Origin of the sequence: Sporosarcina sp. P29 (genome assembly GCF_002743265.1) — a bacterium.
Taxonomy (GTDB): domain Bacteria; phylum Bacillota; class Bacilli; order Bacillales_A; family Planococcaceae; genus Sporosarcina.
In genome coordinates this window covers 1-17,479 of sequence record NZ_PDYX01000022.1, presented here as the reverse complement: position 1 = coordinate 17,479, position 17,479 = coordinate 1, and the positions used below count along the sequence as shown (strand labels likewise).

Here is a 17,479-nt window from a genome sequence, read left to right as displayed (position 1 = left end):
AGAATAGGAGGGTATTTATGACACAAATTCAAATAACAGAAATTAAAACAATTAAGGGTAGACCGTACACACTATCAATATCTGGCTACATTGGACAAAGTTCTTTTAGAGGTCATTATGAAGGTGTTAATTTAATAATTAATGAAACGCCTTACTTCGCTTTAACAAAACATCAACAAATTGCTTTTGAAGAAAAACTACAAGAGTTGATACCTTTACCTTTTAACGGAAAGTATACCCAAAAGGAAGTTAATGAAGCTATGAAAGACGGCATCTTAATGTTTGGTGTTTGAAAAAATGAGAACGTCCTTATTAGGATGTTCTTTTTTCGAAAGAATAACTTTGGATATAAATAAGGTTATAATAACTATGTGTCGAATTATCCAGACATGAAGGTGTAACCGTCAAGTAGAATTCAACAGTTTTCATCAATTAAGACCCAACACTTCATTCTGTAAAAAGGGTTTTTCTGTATAAAAGACGGTACCAGGTCCCCACACAACTTCCACACAATTCGTGTAGTAGAAAATGGGAAACAGAAAATAAATATGGCACCTGTGCAGGAAATAATCATGAATGTTTAAACAATCATAAAAGTTTCATGCACAGGTGCCTTTTACCATCCATCCACTCCTTCGATTGAAATAAATGATTCAGGGTATACAGTACATAAAGTACAAGTAACCAAATCATGTAAGCGTACTAATCAGAAGGAGTGTATTTGAAATGAAAGCAATCGTAATTGAACAATATGGTGGGTCGGAACAGTTAATAGAGAAAGACCTTCCTAAACCGGAGATCCAAGATCAGCAAGTATTAATTGAAATGTATGCTACTTCTATTAATCCGATTGACTGGAAAGTACGGGAGGGCTATTTGAAAGACGCCATGCCTTTTGAGTTTCCGTTAATTTTAGGTTGGGATGCAGCAGGAATCATTAGTGAAGTTGGAAGCCAGGTTACGCAGTTCAAAAAAGGGGATGCGGTATTCGCGCGTCCAGCCATGGAGAATGGAACATACAGCGAGTATGTGGCGGTCGATGAAGAGTTAGTGGCGTTAAAACCAGATCATCTCAGCTTTGAAGAGGCAGCTTCCGTTCCGTTGGCAGGCTTAACGGCTTGGCAATGCCTTGTTGACTTTGGGCAAGTGAAAAAAGGTGATAAGGTTCTCATTCATGCGGGCTCTGGCGGTGTGGGTAGCTATGCCATACAGATTGCCAAAAGCTTCGGCGCTTACGTTTATTCTACGGCGAGCAGCAAGAACGAAGCATTTTTGAAAGAGCTCGGCGTGGATGAATTCATTGATTATAAAACGACTGATTTTGCAGATGTGGCAAAGGACGTTGACTTAGTAGTGGACACAATGGGTGGAGAAATTTTAGAGAAGAGTTTAGATGTTGTAAAGAAAGGCGGTCGTCTCGTTTCAATTGCAGGTGAACCAAATGCAGAGAAGGCGAAAACGAATGGCATTACCGCGGAATCTTTATGGCTGAATCCAAATGGGAAGCAACTTGCAGAACTGGGACAACTGATGGAACAAGGAGAAGTCAAACCTCATATTGGTCATACGTTCCCGTTAACCGAAAAGGGATTGCGTGAAGCACATGATTTAAGTGCAACGCATCATGCAAAAGGTAAAATTGTGATTACGATTCAATAATTGAACAGCTAGCCTGTACACATATAACTTCCATGCAATTTTTTCGTGTTGAAGTGATATGCTGTGCAGGTTTTTTCTAGTTAAATAAAATCTCATGTTATAATTAACATAACCAAACAAATTAAAAAACCAGAAAGCGGGCGATTATTCTGTTTACGATTAAAAACTTTGAAGATAATGAGAATGTAAAAGTCAGGGAGGAACTAGGCCCTTTTAAAGTAGTAGAGTTTCAAAGAGAGTTAAGTATCGGTCATGCTACGGCCCAATCGGCATATTATGCTTCTGAGATGAATGTAAGAAGAAGACAGCTAGTTTGCGATGTCAGTCAGTCCAATATTACGATTCAGGCAGGGGCCATGCAGTGGATGGCCGGAGATGTGAAAGCGACGACTGGCCTTAAGGGCGTAGGAGACTTTATTGGAAAAACGATAAGGGGCAAAATGACCAAGGAATCGAGCATCAAACCGGAGTACACAGGAACTGGTACACTTGTGTTAGAACCAACATACAAGCATATTTTGCTGCTGGATGTAGACGAGTGGGATCAGTCACTTATCATTGAAGACGGACTCTTTTTAGCTTGTGATTCAGGATTAAAACATAAGGCCGTGATGCGCTCCAATCTCTCTTCTGCAGCACTCGGTGGGGAAGGTCTTTTCAATTTGGGACTTACCGGTAAAGGAACGATTGCACTGGAATCTTCTGTAGCGAGAGAGGAACTTATAGAAATCGAGTTAGAAAATGATGAGTTGAAAATCGATGGGAATATGGCGATTGCTTGGTCAGGCGGTTTAGAATTTACTGTCGAACGCTCTGGGAAAACACTTATGGGTTCGGCTGCTTCAGGCGAAGGATTGGTCAATGTTTACCGCGGAACAGGAAAAGTATTAATGGCGCCGTTCCTTCAATAAATTCGGAATACTAGATTCTATTAAAATAAGATGCCTGTGTAAGAAACTCTCATGAATGTTTAACCATTCATAAGAGTTTCGTGCGTAGGTATTTTTCATATCAAGGAATATGTTAGGATAAAGTAAAAAGGGAAGGGGAGTTTGAATTGAAAAAGATGAATAGTGCATTGGGTTCGTTTGTTATCCTTGGGCTATTGTTAGCGAGTTGCGGAACGGATGAAGAAAAAACGAAGCAAGTCGATTTACCAATGCAACAAGTCGAACCGGCACAAGACAATGAGTCAAAAGTTGAAGTAATGGAACGTCCACCAATGGTCAACGAATCCAAAGAAGAAACCGAAGACCTCGAAGAAGCATTCTTCTCGGAATTTTCAAGCGTGAAAAGTTTTGTTGAAAGCTCCGTAAATGACATGAAAGAGGGCTCCGACTATCGAGAGAGATTTGCGCATGCGGAACAATTTCTTGCTGAATCGACCATTACGTATATCGGATATTTCCACGAAGAAATTGAAGAACTTGGCATGACTGAAGACTTCGAAGAACTAAAGACGGCCGCAGCAGAACTAATTGAGAAGTTTGGGACAAGCGGCGAACATCTTGAAGGGTATGAAACGAAGTATATGGAATTCGAAAACAAAATGAAGGATGTCTATTCAAAAATGTAAATAGACGTTCATTTTAAAATAAGGTACCTGTGTGAGAAACCTACGTAAATGCTTAACCATTCATAAAATTTCCCTGCGCAGGTACCTTTATTATGCGATTCTCTTTCGTGTTATACTAAATAAATGGCTCGAAAAGAAGATTGGACACCCGATCTTCTTTTTAGCGTGAAAAATGATAATCGCTTAAAAATGCATTATGAAGGGACTAATTATTATAAAAAAGACATTTGCTTATAAAAATAAATTACCATCTTTACCCATACCGCCATTAACGAATACAAAAGAGAAACTTCTTGAATGGGTTGAACCTCTTGTAAACGATGAACAACTTGAAGAAACTACAAAGGTTGTGAACCATTTCTTCAAAGTGGATGGAGACGCAGAAAAACTTCAAAAAAAATTATGCGAATTGGATGGCAAAATGGAAGGTAGTTGGCTAAAGCCTTTATGGGAAGATATGTATTTAAAGTTCCGTGAATCTTTGCCAACGGGCATGCATTTCAATATTTTATTAGATAATAAACAGCATGAAAATCGATATACGCGTGCGGAACTTGCGGGAAGGGTAAGCCGTTTAGTCACGGAATTCTATCATTTAATAATGGATGAGGAAGTAGCGCCAGTCGTAAAAAATGGTGTACCACAAGATATGAGTCAATATAAGAAGTTTTTCAAGTCCATTCGCATTCCAAGAGTAGAAAGAGATGAATTTAGACTAGCGGCATTCGAGAAAAGAAATAACCATGTCATTATTTTATATAAAAGAAATGTGTATAAAGTGAACGTAACGAATGGTGAAGGTGAAATGTATCAAAGCAGTGAAATCGCACATGCTATTGAAAGAACTTTTCAAGAAGAGCAAAGTGAAGGCGCCAACATAGGGATTTTTACAACTGCGAAAAGAGACGAAGCTGCGAAGATATATGATCAACTCATCGTATCTAAAGTGAATGCAGATCATCTACAAGCGATAGCGGATTCGCTCATTGTCCTATCTATGGATGAAGAAAGTAGTAATTCAGAAGAAGCGATTGAGAATTTAATGTTAAATGGAACGAATAAATACTTTGATAAAACCATCCAAGTAATCCTCACTACAAAAGGTGAATTGGGTTATAGCATTGAGCATTCATCGGTTGATGGTACGACGATATTTGCTGTCATTAGCTATGTAAATGAAGGCCTAGAAAGTGATGAGCCTGAAAAAATATATACGACTGAACCTACTCTAATGGAAAAACAACAATGGGAATTATCTGCGGAGATGGAGAAGTCGTTAATGAGATTTGAAAAAGAGAATGCAAGAGTCAAAAAAGAGTTTTCTATTAAAACGACAATCTTCAATAGTTTTGGTTCAGATGAAATCAAAAAGATGAATATTAGTCCGGATGCTTTTTTCCATATGGCTTTACAAATTGCACAGTACAGAACGTTTGGCACATGTAGAAGCGTTTATGAACCTGTTTCAGTCCGTGCATTTTATGAAGGAAGAACGGAATGTGCGAGAGCGACGAGTATGGAAAAGGTCGACTTGGTGAAAGCGCTAGAAAACGGTGAAGAGAGTCATGAAGTGTTGTATGACTTGATGCAAAAGGCGAGCGCGGCTCATACAGATCGAATCATCAGGTGCCGTAAAGGATTCGGTGTTGAAAGGCATATGTACGGCCTGGAGCAAATGTATACATTGCACGGGGAAGACCTCGGTATGACGGATAGACCTGCACTCTTTAGCGACACTGGTTATTTGACAATGCGTCATGATTTTATTTCGACAAGTGGTATGGCGTATGACAATGTAAAGTATCGGATATTCGGCCCAGTCGTTGAAGGTGGTTTTGGACTCGCTTATATTTTATTGGATCAATCGATTTCTATTAATATCTCCTCCGGTGCGGATGAAGCACATCATGCGCAGAAGTTAACAAATCATTTGCGAGATGCATTTTTAGAATTACGACAGATTGCGAACCGTATTATTTAAATAAGGTACCTGTGCGGGAAACAATCATGAAAGTTTCATGCACAGGTACTTTTTTTACATACATCCGTACCAAAATCCCCCAACAGACAAAATCCGCAACCTTCAAACACCCCCATCGTCAATACTTATGCTGTACTGAACCAATAAAAATTCGCAGCATAAAGCAGGTGAAACGTATATGAAAAGATCCGAGTATAAGGCATTACAACATAAAAAAGCACCTAAAAAGAAAAGAAGCCTGAAGAACAAGATCATCCGTTTCGTATGGATCAGTGCACTGCTTGCCGTTCTTAGTGTACTACTCGTACTGAATGTCTTCATCACATTCAGTGACGTAAGTAAACTCGAAGAACCTGCACCCAGATCGACAGTGATTTACGATCCGGACGGAGAAGTGATCAGTAAGGTTTCAAATTCGAATATTGAAGGTGTATCGATCGACCAAATTCCGAATACGTTGATCGAAGCAGTCATCTCCGTGGAAGATCAACGATTCTACAAACATCACGGCATTAATTATTTCAGGATGGGACGCGCCTTACTCGAGAACGCGTTCAAAGGCAAAATCGTGGCGGGGGGCAGTACCATTACGCAGCAGCTCGCGAAAAATGCGTTTTTGACGCAGGAGCGTACGTATTCGCGTAAATTCAAAGAACTGATCCTTGCAAAGAAGATTGAACGGGTGTATTCGAAAGAGGAGATCATGGAACGTTACCTCAATCAAATCTATTTCGGTGATGGGGCGTGGGGTGTTCAACGTGCGGCGCAGACCTATTTCGGTAAGGATGTCAGCGAATTAACGTTAGGCGAATCTGCGACAATAGCAGGCGTCATTAAAGCACCATCGCATTTAGCGCCTACGAAAGATATAGAAAAGTCGTTGAAGCGGCGCAATCTGGTGTTATCGTTGATGCTGCGTGAACAGTATAGTAGTCAAGAAGAATTCGATGAAGCGATAGGACAGAAAATAGAACTAGCGGATTCGACAGTACCAGATAATAAAACGGAATATCCGTATTATATTGACCGTGTAGTGGACGAAGCGGTCAATATGTACGATTTGACGAGAAATGAAGTGCTGTCCGGCGGGTTGCATATTACGACAGAAATCAATCCGACGGTCCAAAATGCGCTAGAAGACGTATATGCGGATGATAGATATTTTCCTAAGAGCACGCCAGATCAGCTTTTGCAGAGTGCCTCTGTTTTCTTGAACCCTAAAACAGGTGGAATCCTAGCGTTAGTCGGTGGAAGAGGAGAATATACGCAGGGACGCTTCAATAATGCGACTGACCTCATACGGCAGCCTGGATCTGCGTTAAAGCCGCTTGCCGTCTATACTCCGGCACTTGAGCAAGGGTACCATATGTCGGATTTGCTTGTGGATGAACCGATAGATATGGATGGGTACTCTCCGAAAAACTTTGATCAGACATATAGAGGGAACGTGACGATGTACGATGCACTCGCACAATCGTATAATATCCCTCCCGTTTGGCTATTGGATGAGATCGGCATCAAAAATGGAGTGCAGGCTGTTGAACGGTTTGGAATTCCATTAGAAAAAAATGACCGTGCACTTGGATTAGCGTTGGGAGGAATGGACAAAGGTACTTCTCCTTTGCGGATGGCTCAAGCGTTTTCTGCGTTTGCGAATGATGGTGTGATGGAGGAAGCGCATGCGATCACCGAAATTAAAGATTCGGAAGGAAAAGTGCTTGGGAAGTGGAAGGGTGAGTCTGTACGCGTGACAGATGCAGAAGTTGCCCAGCAAATGACCTATATGCTGCAAGGGGCTGTAAATGAAGGCACTGCCAAAAAAGCACAAGTTTCCGGTGTGGACGTGGCGGGAAAGACGGGCACCACACAGCTCCCGATTGAAGGAGTGGACGGTTCAAAAGATCATTGGTTCGTTGGCTATACACCGGACATTGCCGGTGCGGTATGGCTTGGATATGATAAAACAGACGCCGACCATTATTTAACATCTACTAGCAGCTTTACTGCACCACCCATTTTCGCACAAGTTGTTTCAAAATCAGCTAGCGAATTAACAGCAAAGGAATTTGATTTGTCGTTAATTGATGAAGAAATCAAAGAGCTGAAGAAGCAGAAGAAAAAGACGAAGGAAGAAAGAGAAAAGAAAGAGAAGAAAAAAGAGAAGGACGAGAAGAAAAAAGAGTTTTGGGAAGGGATTGAAGAGTGGGGACGGAAATGGTTTACAGATAAAGAGGAATAAAGGCAAAGGAAATAAAGTGCCTGTGTGAGAAACAAACGTGATTTTTTAAACAATCATGAACGTTTCATGCACAGGTACTTTTTTTGTTAGCTAGAGTATCGTGACTTTTTTCTGATATTTCGATAATATGGAAGTATATAGTAAATAGATTAGTTGTAGAAAGTGAGCGAATACAATATGGAGTTATTTTTTGCCACCCTATTATATATCCTGAAATTGAAAGCCTTCTGGTTTCTGGTGGCCATGGTGGTTCTTACAACTGTCGTTCAGTTGCAGCTGCCGAAATGGCGCGGTGCTGTCGGCGAGCGAACCGTTCGGAAACGCCTTGAAAAACTTGGCGAAGAGTACCGTGCCTATCATGATCTCTACGTAGAGGACGCACAGTACGGATTGACGCAGATCGACCACGTAGTCGTCTCCAAATATGGTCTGCACGTCATTGAAACAAAACATTATAAAGGATGGATATTCGGCAGTGAACATCAGAAATACTGGACGCAGGTCATCTATAAAAACAAACAGAAATTCTATAATCCGATACGGCAGAACTATGGTCACATAGAAGCGCTCAAAAGCCGTCTGAACTTGCCGAACCTGCCTGTACGCTCCATCATCGCCTTCTCTAATGAAGTCGAATTCAAATTCAAAGAACCGTTCCGGTCAGCTGATGTTGTTCACTATCGTGGATTAGTGAAAGCAATCAAGCAAGACGATAGACCGCGGCTCACTGACAATCAGATAAATGCCATAATTAGTAACTTGAATCAGCTTGTAAATCTTCCGAAAGAGGAAAAGAAGTCGATCAGGAAAACGCACTTGCAACAGGTACGGATGAAGTATAACGACACGCCGGGCAAGAAAGTAAAGTAGAAGAGTGGCAGAGACAGTGAAGGATGTAGTTGTAGGAAAATAACATTAGGTATGAAGCAAATGTGAATGTTTAAACAATCACGAAGGTTTCATCCACACGTACCTTTAATCAATATCTACTTATCTCGCATTCATGGTAGTATAAACCTATACGCGGTAATAAGGAGTGGATGAATGTGCAGGTAATCGAATATATTCAGGGGCCGTGGAGGGCAGTGGCACTGCTTATTATCACTTTGGTCCCTTTTTTTCGCATTGCGCTCAATTCGTATAATATGAGGCCCATTGAAAAATTACGTTTAACGGTGAGTGAGCGATTCAATGTGTATTTTGCACAATGGCTGATTCTGTCCGCTTTGACTGGAACAGCTCTGTTCATGCTGGTGGTTGGCGGTGTGAGCGGGATGAAAGAAGGAGGGAAGGATCCGCTTGCAGGGGTATCCTGGGAACTACTGGCTGGGCAGTCGTACTCTCTTGCGGGGATCTTTGTGTTTTTGCTGCTGTTCATCGTGTATGGCTTCTTTTCCATGGTCAGTGTGAAGACATCATTTCATATAGTGGATGAAGAGCCGCTAGAGATTGTGAAGAAAGTGAATAAGCATATATTCCTACTGCAGGCGAAGGACGGTCAGTACTTATTTTATTCGGAAGAGCGGCTGCATCATGTGAAGTTCTATGAAGAGCTGTGCGATCCGCCGAAGAATATGTCGTTGCTCACATGGTTGTATGGCTGGAAGATACGATGGTTCGTGATCACGGTTGTACTTTTGGTAGCAGGAGCTGTATTCGGGTTCTTCAACTGGATTACTGTAGGGGGATGGCTGATCGCAATCGCGGTATTAGGGTTGCTGGTGCTTGGTGCAGTGGTGAAAAACTATGAGGATATTCAGAGATTGAGTAGTGATGAACCAGAAAGGAATTGTTAGTGAGTTGCCAAGTCCAAAAGTAAATCGTGCGGAAATTTGAAACGTATTAAATTCATGTTCGGACCTAATATCTATATTGTACTTTTATTTAAAACAGTGTATCCATAATACATAAATAATCGACAGGTTTAAGGGGGAAGAAATGTTTTCAAATTACTTCGTAAAATTATTGTTCTTAATCCTGATAGTGTTTTCGTACCCGCTTTCCCAGCAGCTGAAATTTTCATTTGTATTGAGTCTGGTCTTACTATTTTTTCTGTTAGTTTATGTCTGGTTAAAAAGACGATTAAAAAAAGATATTCAGCACAAATTTGCAGAAAGACTGACCATAGAAGTTCTACTACCTTGGATTGAATTCTCTAGTATATTTCTTCTTATTTATATGTTTTTGGGAGCATTGATTAATCTTGAAGTTCACTATTCTAAAGGGGTGATTATAGCATTCTGCTGGGCTCTTCCGCTAGTGGGTTTGTATGTAGTCATCAGGAATATAGTGACGATTATTTCTGAGGCGAAAAGGTTTAGCGGGAGTGACAGCCTGTTGAATAAAATCAAGTTTGTGTCGATACTGTTCGGTGCGATGATTCTTACATTAGTAGGTCCTAGCATGGCGTTCGGGTTTGGATACGATTTTTTTTTCAAAAATATATTGGATGTTGAAATCGGGAGCAAATTTGAATCTTTTTATTTAAGTCTGATGTTAACGAACACGCTACCTGTCAGTGATGTTAAGTATTCCGAACTAATTAGTCTGGTAAATAAACACACAACGTTATCGTACTTCCATACCTTTCAGCTATTTTTCACCAAGCTGGTAGACGGCATCTTGCTCGTAGCGATCTTCAATCTGCTGAGCGGAGTTTTGAAGATTACGAGAGTTTAAAGAAGGTACCAGGTCTCGACAAAACTTTCACACCATTCGGATCATTGTCATGAGGAATTAGTGGAGAGTCATATAGCTCTTTGCAATACATATTATGGGGTGCTAGATTCTACGGAATACTTTCCATTACGTTCCAGAAGTGTCGATCAATGAACAACAGTAAAGCTCCTATTAATAAATTAAAATGCAGCACCTTCTTGATACAATCCATCTATCCATTTCAAGAGGTGCTTTTTCATGTCTTAAAATATGTTCAAGATCATTTCTCCTCTACTTCAATCTTTACACAACTACGCATTGTCTACTCTAAAAGATCAGCCTGGTATTCCACTATCAACTACACTACTTCAATAGTTAGTTACCTTAGATTAATCCCTCACCACTATTAAAATCGAGAACTGGTGGAATGTATAGTTCTTTTTCCGGTTCCCTTGCTACAACCAGCTCATTGACATAGTTTTCGAAGTTTGTTGCGTTAAACAAAGTCGATGGTCTAAGGAACGTATTAAATTCACGGTGGTTCAACCACTGCTTGGCCTTTAGATCAATGACACGAATAAAGTCTTCCTGTGTGTAGCCTTCTTTGATTCGACCGTTGATGAATTTACGGGTAGCAGCGGACTTCGCTTTGAAATGTTTTCCGGTTTTGTCATTCAGGTACTGTATCACAGAATGTGCGACGTCGAGATTCTTCTCGACAATGGTTTTATTATTGTTCTTCTTAAGTTCTTTGGTTATAGGCCGTCCCATAGTGGGATACGCCGTCGTACCAGTGTGGGTTTGCACAGCGTCCAATTGTGAGTTGATTGACGTTTCATGTTGAGCTGGTGGAGTGTCCGGTTTTGGGTCGGCTGTTATCTCATTTGGCGTATACGAAAATGGCAGCTTTTCATAATCGATTCGGTACCATTTGGTGTTGTCGATTTTCATCTTATTGTGCTTGGAAGTGGAAATCAAATAACCTTTTTGCTCTAAGTCGTACGTGATCCGTTTAATCGTGTTTAACGACCAAAACGGAAATTCTTCCATCCAGTCGTCGTATGTATTAAACACCCATTTATGACCTTCACGGATGTTTTTTGAAATGTTCAAACGGTAGTGAAGTTGTTGCAAGAATAGCGCAGCATTCAGTCCTACTTTCATTGCGAGTGAAGGTAATAATGGAATCGGATCTTCGTTAATTAATAATTTCATATGGTGGTCCCCCTAGAGTAAAGTGTTGTAGGCGTATTCATTTAGTGCTCCTCATACTTCATATAGAGAGTATTCCTAAAAAGGATACATCGTTTTTTAAAAAAGATGAAAGGGCGCATGTAGTATTTCTGAATGAATGCTGCAAGTACCTTTTGGAAGACGCGTTAATAATTAAGGTACCTATTAACTAAAACGATAGAAAAACTGTGGGAGTCAGGTGCTTTATCGTTTGTTTATAGAGTTATGAGAACACCTGGTAGCTTAACAAAACTCCGGTGGTTTGTATTAACTCGTGGGGTGAAGGGGGATCATCGATAGGTAGGTCAGTTTCTCCACAGAAAGACAGTTTAGGGAATTATAAAACAGGAGCCAATGCAAAATCAGTTTGGGCTGATTTCTGCTTCGGCTCCTGTTTGTGTTATCCAATCTTAGGCTAAGGTTTAGACAGTTTCAGCAGTTAGCGAACGAAATGGGTCATCACTTAGTCCTGCTTCTACAACTAATTTAGCATATTCTTGTGCCGCGAATAGTGAATGATCGCGGTAATTTCCGCATTCGAGTGCAGAAACAGCGGGAATATGTTCTGTTTCAATTACTTTTTTTAGAACTGTTGTAAGTGCCGCAGCAACATCTTTTGGTTCATGTTCATTCCAGATAATCATATAAAAACCTGTTCGACAGCCCATGGGAGAAATATCGACGATTCCTTCTAGTTGATCGCGCAAGTATGTGGCAAGTAAATGTTCTAGTGTGTGTATCGCTGAAGTAGGGATTGAATCGTGATTAGGTTGTAAAAAACGTAGATCGTATTTCTGTAATACACTCCCTTTTTCATGTTGTTCTGTGCCAGCCAATCTTACATATGGAGCCTTTACTTTCGTATGATCAAGTAAAAAACTTTCGACTAATGCCATTGTTATCATCCTTTCCGTAGTTGATATATAAACTATCACAACTTCACTAGTGTTGTAAATCAATATTTAATAATATTTAGAAAAGTGAATTATTTCGTTGACAGACTCTAGTTGCTGGGATATCATAATAACAATTCCGATATGACTTATTGGTATTGTTTAAATAAACGTCCTATTAAAATTGTTTTTAGGAGAATTAAAGATTTGTCATACAAAATGAATTGAGGGAGGATTTGGAATGACCGTAAAAGAAGTGAAGAAAGGAAATGCATTTGCACTTTTACCATTAATTATTTTTGTAGCACTCTTTATTGGCGCTGGTGTATTGACTAAGGACTTTTCGAATATGCCGCTGAACGTAGCGGTGATTATTGCTTCTGCAGTTGCTTTACTAATGAATCGAAAAGAAAAATTCGAGAATAAAGTGAGTATATTCACGAAAGGCGCAGGTCATCCAAATATTATGTTAATGGCAATTATTTTCATACTGGCAGGTGCTTTTGCGACGGTAGCAAAAGGCATGGGCGCAGTAGATTCTACTGTTAACTTAGGATTGTCTTTACTCCCTGCAAATCTATTGATGGTAGGACTGTTTGCCATTGGCTGCTTTATTTCAATATCAATGGGAACTTCAATGGGGACAGTTGTAGCTTTGGCGCCAATCGGAATTGGTATCGCAAGCCAGACGGATATCCCTGTGGCACTGACGATGGCAACGGTGATCGGCGGGGCGATGTTTGGAGATAATTTATCGATGATATCAGACACAACAATCGCAGCAGTTAGGACCCAACATACAAAAATGAAGGATAAATTTAAAGTAAACTTTTTCATAGTATTGCCGGGTGCCATTTTAACAGCGATTATTCTGGGTGTTATTACACGGGGAAACAAAGCTGTAATCGGTGCGGATTTTGATTATGAACTGATAAAGATTCTTCCGTATATTGCCGTATTGGCTGCGGCATTAGCGGGAGTGCATGTACTAATCGTTTTAATTGGCGGCACGATTTTTGCCGGTGGTGTCGGATTGGCTGACGGGTCTTACAGTTTTGGCGGCTTCTTAAAAACGATTGGTGAAGGAATAATGAGTATGGAAGATTTAGCAATTATTGCACTCTTGATCGGTGGTTTGGTGGAGGTTATTCGGCATAATGGTGGGATTGATTATCTACTGTATACTGTAAATAGTAGAATAAAATCGAAAAAAGGTGCCGAATTTGGGATTGCCGGATTGGTCAGTGCGGCAGCAATTGCTACTGCCAATAATACCATTTCAATTGTTGTTACAGGTCCATTAGCAAAAAGTATTGCTGACGAGTATGAAATTGATCCAAGAAAGTCAGCAAGTCTACTCGATACATTCGCTGGCAGTTGGCAAGGAATTCTGCCTTATGGAGGGCAAATGCTTGCAGCGGCAGGACTTGCAGCGATTTCACCGATAAGTATTATCCCCTACTCGTTTTATCCGGTTTTAATGGGTGGTTGTGCAATTCTTGCGATTCTTATCGGATATCCGAAACTAGGAAGAAAGAGTAAAGAAGTGAAACAGATCGTTACATTGCCTGTAGAGGAATGAAATAAATCACTTATGCATTTTGTTTTACTATTTTATAAAAAGAAGGCATCAGGAAAACAACAGTATACTCGTATACTTCATAATTAGTAGAGAATGTAACCACTCAGTCAGCTAAAGTGGTTACATTTTTACGGATATGAATTTTTCTTTAAAATTTGTTAGTAATTCCTGTCTATACGCTGCTAAGAGAATAGTGTGTTTAGAGAGGACGAAAGAAATGAAGAAGTTATTTGCAGTAGTTGGTGTATTACTACTGGCATGTAGTTAATATATGGTACCTGTGTATGAAACAATCGTAAATGTTTAAACAATCATAAAAGTTTCACGCACACGTACTTTTTTGAAAGATATGGGCTTAATCCAGCGAGTGGCTATTGCAGGGAATGAGCTGTACGGATTGTTGAAGCAAGCACACGGACCAGCTCCTTTACTAAACGAACCATGTATACATGTCAGATTCCTGTCCATACTAAATAACGCAAATGAACTCTCTTTCCAAAGTAGCTCAGCGGTAGAGCAATCGGCTGTTAACCGATCGGTCGCAGGTTCGATTCCTGCCTTTGGAGTACATAAAAACTCTCCCGACCGGCTATGTGCGGTCAGGAGAATTTTTTGTTTTGCATGGACATACATGGTGGTTGCGCAGGCACCTCATTCATCATCCCATGCTGTTCCGTTGACACGTTTTTCACTCATCAGTTCACTGACGGTCCCAAGTTGAAAGCCTTTCTCTGTGATTTGTGTAATCATAGCTTCCATTCCTTCAGCTACAGGTTTTGTCGGGTGCATTAAAATCATCGTGCCGTTCTCCACTTGAGATACGACTCTGTTCACCATTTCATTCGTCGCCGGCTTTTTCCAGTCGACTGTATCCACCGTCCATAAAACCGTATACATTCCTAGCTTGCTTGCGGTTTCCACGGTTTGCTGATTAAAACTGCCGCTTGGCGGACCGAACCACTTGGGCGTTGTAATCCCGAGTGTTTTTATGATGACCTCATTTGTCTTTTTTAACTCTTCCATTGTTTCTGCTTCTGATTTCTGCTGTAAATCGGGATGGCTGTATGCGTGGTTTCCAATTTCATGCCCTTCACTATGAATCAATTTAGCTAAATCGGGATTTTTACTAACCCAGCTACCGTCGAAGAAGAAGGTGGCTTTCGTTTTATGCTTCTTTAGTGCATCCAAAATATCAGGAATGTATTCATTACCCCAGGCAACATTAATTAAAAAAGCCACCATCGGTTTATCGGGATTTCCTTTGAATATGGGGTGGGGACCTAGTTCTTTCAAATGAACGTTGGGAGTAGTTTCTTTGTAAACGATTTTTGATTCATCCAATTTACCAGTCGCTTTCATTTTCTTGTAACTGGCATCCAGATCCACTTCTAGTCCATTGTAGCCGGGGATAGCTTTCCAGACTCTGTCGACCTTTGCATCAACCGCGGGGATATGATGCGTCTTGCTGAATGATTCCAATTCTGTCGTCAGTCTGTCTTTGCTATTTTTAGATGCAGAGGCCGTGCTTACTAGATCCGTATCTGCTCCCCACTGATTGGTGAAAAGCGCTAGGTAAAGTATTCCTATACAAGCAATGAAAGAAATAAGCCAGAAGCGTTTCAGTTTATATCACCTCTTCTCTAGTCTGTAGTATTTCCTGTACTTGAATAAGTATGCTGGTACTCAAGGTGAAATCTCTTTGCGTATACTTCCACACTAAATTGCGATACTAAGCACAGTATCATTTATTTTATATGTGGGAGGCGAAGTATATGGGAAAGGAATTTGGCCAGAGTTGGAAAAAACAACACCCAGGCACATTCTTTCGGAATTCAGTAGAGAAAGCAGATCGTGCAGTGAAACAAGCAATGTCTCATCCAGAAGAGATAGCCATCGAGCATGCGTTTAATGCAATTGAGCGCGCAGAAAATGCGTTTATGAATGTGGAGCAATATGACAATGAGTTAGATACCATTCAGCAACATAAGGGTCAGTTAGATTCGATCAAGCAGCAATTGAATGAAGCTCGAATGAAAAAAGGCGAGTAATCCATCATGGACCTAAGTCATCTCATTACTTTTAAAAGCAGGTATCTACTATCACAAGGAGAAAGCTGATTTATCAGTACTTTTCATGCTTGATAGGCGTGACCTTTTGTTAGATGTACAAGTCGCTGAATTTATAGTAGTACTGCAATCCACAAAAAACTCCAACCGACTTTAAGGAATGGGATAGTATGGCGGTCACTATCATGCAGGAGGTTTTTTTATGTCCAGAAAATTAGTAGCCTCTATTAAAGAGCAGGCGATTCCGCTGGATGACCCGTCTGCATTTGACCGGCTTCTGAAAGATGTAGGGGATACACAGATTGTGATGATCGGTGAGGCGACACATGGAACTTCTGATTTCTATCGCTTGCGCGCCGAGTTTTCCAAACGTCTCATACAGGAAAAGGGTTTCGCTGCCATTGCTGTGGAAGGTGACTGGCCGTCTGTACAGAGAATAAACAGCTATGTCAAAGGCTACGATGATCAGCCGTCCCTCAACGAGTTGCTGTCGCGTTCATTCAGCAGATGGCCGGCATGGATGTGGGCGAATGAAGAAATCGAAGCATTTGTCACGTGGTTGGCCAATGAAAACAGGCAACGTGATTCAGACTCCTTAGTCGGCATGTACGGCATCGACCTGTACAGCTTATACGATTCTATCGATGAAGTCATGAACTTCCTGGAAAGCCATCCATCCTACGGTGCCGATCTGGAACTTGCCAAAAAAGCATTCTCCTGTTTTGAACCGTATAATCGAATGCCCGAACACTATGCCTTGTCTTCTGCCCACTTCACTGACGAATGCATAACAGAGGTAACGAGCCTTCTGGAATCCATCCGAACCAATGAAGAGCGCTACCCCCGCGTGAATGAGCAAGATTTGAACCTGACAATGAACGCTTTGGTAGCGAAAAATGCGGAAGCTTATTACCGGGCGATGCTTCAGGAGGATGCACTGTCATGGAATATTCGCGACGCCCATATGGCAGAGGCAATCAAGGAAGTACAAAGTTATTACGGCAAAGACGCCAAAATTATTGTGTGGGAACATAACACCCATATCGGTGATGCATCGGCGACCTCGATGACAGACCATGGAATGACAAACGTCGGTCAGCTGATCCGAGACCAGTATGGCAGAGACAATACGTACGCGATTGGTTTCGGCACATATGAAGGGACAGTCATTGCAGGAAGCCGTTGGGGAGAGACGCCGGAAGAAATGGTCGTACCGCCTGCACGTTTTAATACATGGGAAGGTCAACTGCACGCAGCGGGCGCACATGACAAATTGCTGTTGTTCAATGAGGAGAACCGGTGCCAGTTTGACGAATGGATCGGCCACCGCGCAATCGGTGTGGTCTACAATCCCGAGTTTGAAGCCCATGGCAACTTCGTCTCCTCGCGTATTAGCGAACGTTACGATGCTTTTATATATATCGACCGCTCTACTGCTTTGAGGCCGTTGGGTTGGTGAGATATGGTAGATACGGTACCAGGTCCCGACACAATTAAGATACGGTACCAGGTCCACACACAATTCGGAAACTATTCTGAATTGAACGGAATTTGTGTGTGTACCTGGCACCATCTACGAAAAAAACAGCGCA

Annotated in this window: 15 protein-coding genes and 1 tRNA gene; 13 read left to right on the top strand and 3 right to left on the bottom strand. The window is 41.1% G+C overall.

The window, feature by feature from the left end; translation table 11 throughout:
* Positions 1–17 precede the first annotated feature (17 nt).
* The 9 genes from CSV68_RS14225 to CSV68_RS17080 all read left to right on the top strand — a co-directional run bounded on the left by CSV68_RS14225 (position 18) and on the right by CSV68_RS17080 (position 10,134).
* Positions 18–293: a hypothetical protein gene (locus CSV68_RS14225; protein ID WP_099662471.1), complete on the top strand. Its 276-nt coding sequence runs from the start codon at positions 18–20 to the stop codon at positions 291–293.
* A gap of 433 nt (positions 294–726) precedes the next feature.
* On the top strand, positions 727–1,659 hold the full coding sequence (locus CSV68_RS14220) for an NADP-dependent oxidoreductase (protein ID WP_099662470.1): 933 nt from the start codon (positions 727–729) through the stop codon (positions 1,657–1,659).
* Positions 1,660–1,946: 287 nt separating this feature from the next.
* Positions 1,947–2,570 carry an AIM24 family protein gene (locus CSV68_RS14215; protein ID WP_233192935.1) on the top strand — a complete coding sequence of 208 codons (624 nt, stop codon included), beginning with the start codon at positions 1,947–1,949 and terminating at the stop codon, positions 2,568–2,570.
* Positions 2,571–2,716: 146 nt separating this feature from the next.
* Positions 2,717–3,235 (top strand): hypothetical protein, encoded by a 519-nt coding sequence (locus CSV68_RS14210; protein ID WP_099662468.1) that lies wholly within the window; start codon positions 2,717–2,719, stop codon positions 3,233–3,235.
* A gap of 196 nt (positions 3,236–3,431) precedes the next feature.
* Complete coding sequence (locus tag CSV68_RS14205; RefSeq protein WP_099662467.1) at positions 3,432–5,216, top strand: choline/carnitine O-acyltransferase; 1,785 nt, start codon at positions 3,432–3,434, stop codon at positions 5,214–5,216.
* A 178-nt stretch (positions 5,217–5,394) separates the two neighbouring features.
* Positions 5,395–7,455 carry a transglycosylase domain-containing protein gene (locus tag CSV68_RS14200; RefSeq protein WP_099662466.1) on the top strand — a complete coding sequence of 687 codons (2,061 nt, stop codon included), beginning with the start codon at positions 5,395–5,397 and terminating at the stop codon, positions 7,453–7,455.
* A gap of 246 nt (positions 7,456–7,701) precedes the next feature.
* On the top strand, positions 7,702–8,325 hold the full coding sequence (locus CSV68_RS14195) for a nuclease-related domain-containing protein (RefSeq protein WP_158232213.1): 624 nt from the start codon (positions 7,702–7,704) through the stop codon (positions 8,323–8,325).
* A gap of 176 nt (positions 8,326–8,501) precedes the next feature.
* Complete coding sequence (locus CSV68_RS14190; protein WP_099635320.1) at positions 8,502–9,251, top strand: hypothetical protein; 750 nt, start codon at positions 8,502–8,504, stop codon at positions 9,249–9,251.
* Positions 9,252–9,792: 541 nt separating this feature from the next.
* Positions 9,793–10,134, top strand: a complete 342-nt coding sequence (locus CSV68_RS17080; RefSeq protein ID WP_143561008.1) for a hypothetical protein — start codon at positions 9,793–9,795, stop codon at positions 10,132–10,134.
* 363 nt (positions 10,135–10,497) lie between these two features.
* Here the strand turns inward: CSV68_RS17080 and CSV68_RS14180 are convergent, their stop codons facing one another.
* Positions 10,498–11,328, bottom strand: coding sequence for a conserved phage C-terminal domain-containing protein (locus tag CSV68_RS14180; RefSeq protein ID WP_099662463.1), 831 nt, complete (start codon positions 11,326–11,328; stop codon positions 10,498–10,500).
* Positions 11,329–11,768: 440 nt separating this feature from the next.
* A complete protein-coding gene (locus CSV68_RS14175; protein WP_099662462.1) occupies positions 11,769–12,242 on the bottom strand; it encodes an S-ribosylhomocysteine lyase in 474 nt (157 codons plus the stop codon).
* A 238-nt stretch (positions 12,243–12,480) separates the two neighbouring features.
* Here CSV68_RS14175 and CSV68_RS14170 point away from each other — a divergent pair, with 238 nt between their 5' ends.
* Positions 12,481–13,821: a Na+/H+ antiporter NhaC family protein gene (locus tag CSV68_RS14170; protein WP_099662461.1), complete on the top strand. Its 1,341-nt coding sequence runs from the start codon at positions 12,481–12,483 to the stop codon at positions 13,819–13,821.
* 494 nt (positions 13,822–14,315) lie between these two features.
* Positions 14,316–14,387, top strand: a tRNA-Asn gene (locus CSV68_RS14165).
* 85 nt (positions 14,388–14,472) lie between these two features.
* Here CSV68_RS14165 and CSV68_RS14160 read toward each other — a convergent pair.
* Entirely contained in the window at positions 14,473–15,402 is a 930-nt protein-coding gene (locus CSV68_RS14160; protein ID WP_255407215.1) for a polysaccharide deacetylase family protein, read from the bottom strand.
* A gap of 191 nt (positions 15,403–15,593) precedes the next feature.
* On the opposite strand from CSV68_RS14160, the gene CSV68_RS14155 reads away from it, so the two are divergent.
* On the top strand, positions 15,594–15,869 hold the full coding sequence (locus CSV68_RS14155) for a DUF2564 family protein (protein WP_099635314.1): 276 nt from the start codon (positions 15,594–15,596) through the stop codon (positions 15,867–15,869).
* Positions 15,870–16,089: 220 nt separating this feature from the next.
* Positions 16,090–17,346: an erythromycin esterase family protein gene (locus tag CSV68_RS14150; protein ID WP_099662459.1), complete on the top strand. Its 1,257-nt coding sequence runs from the start codon at positions 16,090–16,092 to the stop codon at positions 17,344–17,346.
* The last annotated feature ends 133 nt before the right edge of the window (positions 17,347–17,479 follow it).

Bases quoted from the DNA above. Each gene is read 5' to 3' on its own strand.
- CSV68_RS14225 (WP_099662471.1), top strand. From the start codon at position 18: ATGACACAAATTCAAATAACAGAAATTAAAACAATTAAGGGTAGACCG.
- CSV68_RS14220 (WP_099662470.1), top strand. From the start codon at position 727: ATGAAAGCAATCGTAATTGAACAATATGGTGGGTCGGAACAGTTAATA.
- CSV68_RS14215 (WP_233192935.1), top strand. From the start codon at position 1,947: ATGAATGTAAGAAGAAGACAGCTAGTTTGCGATGTCAGTCAGTCCAAT.
- CSV68_RS14205 (WP_099662467.1), top strand. From the start codon at position 3,432: ATGAAGGGACTAATTATTATAAAAAAGACATTTGCTTATAAAAATAAA.
- CSV68_RS14200 (WP_099662466.1), top strand. From the start codon at position 5,395: ATGAAAAGATCCGAGTATAAGGCATTACAACATAAAAAAGCACCTAAA.
- CSV68_RS14180 (WP_099662463.1), bottom strand. From the start codon at position 11,328: ATGAAATTATTAATTAACGAAGATCCGATTCCATTATTACCTTCACTC.
- CSV68_RS14175 (WP_099662462.1), bottom strand. From the start codon at position 12,242: ATGGCATTAGTCGAAAGTTTTTTACTTGATCATACGAAAGTAAAGGCT.
- CSV68_RS14170 (WP_099662461.1), top strand. From the start codon at position 12,481: ATGACCGTAAAAGAAGTGAAGAAAGGAAATGCATTTGCACTTTTACCA.
- CSV68_RS14155 (WP_099635314.1), top strand. From the start codon at position 15,594: ATGGGAAAGGAATTTGGCCAGAGTTGGAAAAAACAACACCCAGGCACA.
- CSV68_RS14150 (WP_099662459.1), top strand. From the start codon at position 16,090: ATGTCCAGAAAATTAGTAGCCTCTATTAAAGAGCAGGCGATTCCGCTG.